At 60.9% G+C, this 548-nt stretch carries 1 protein-coding gene; it reads right to left on the bottom strand.

Annotated elements, in window-relative coordinates; all coding sequences use genetic code 11:
• Positions 1-548, bottom strand: a 548-nt coding sequence (locus IGW03_RS37825) for an amino acid ABC transporter substrate-binding protein (RefSeq protein WP_194727505.1), incomplete at both ends; no start/stop codon positions are given.

Genomic DNA, 548 nt, shown 5'->3' with positions numbered 1-548 from the left:
GCAGCCAGCGAAGCCAGCAGGATGTCATCCATCAGGAAGGCCACCGCGCGGCCGGTTTCCACCATCAGGAAAGCCTCGGCATGGTCCTTGGCCGACAGGATGTTCATGCCCAGGTTCTTCTCGGTATTGAGCGCGGTCACCTGGCGCATCGAAGTCGTGCCGGCGGTCGACACCAGGGTCTTGCCCTTGAGGTCGTTCAGGCTGTTGATGTTGGAAGCCTTCTTGGCCAGCAGGCGGTTGCCCGAGACGAAGGTGGTCGGTGCGAAGGCGACCTGCTTCTGGCGCTCGACGTTGTTGGTGGTCGAACCGCACTCGAGGTCGATGGTGCCGTTGGCCATGAGCGGAATGCGGGTGGCCGAGGTGACCGGGTTCATCTTGACGTTGAGCTGGGTCAGGCCGAGATGCTTCTGGATGGCCGTGACGGCCTTCATGCACAAATCGATCGAGTAGCCCTGGTAGGACTGCTTGTCATCGAGGTAGGAGAAGGGAATGGAAGAGTCGCGCACGCCCAGGGTGATGGTGCCGCTGTCCTTGATTTTCTTGAGCGT

The organism is Noviherbaspirillum malthae, assembly GCF_015352985.1.
GTDB classification, from domain to species: Bacteria; Pseudomonadota; Gammaproteobacteria; order Burkholderiales; family Burkholderiaceae_D; genus Noviherbaspirillum; species Noviherbaspirillum malthae.
Note: the sequence above shows the minus strand (reverse complement) of the source record. Positions and strands in the feature narration are given on the sequence as shown.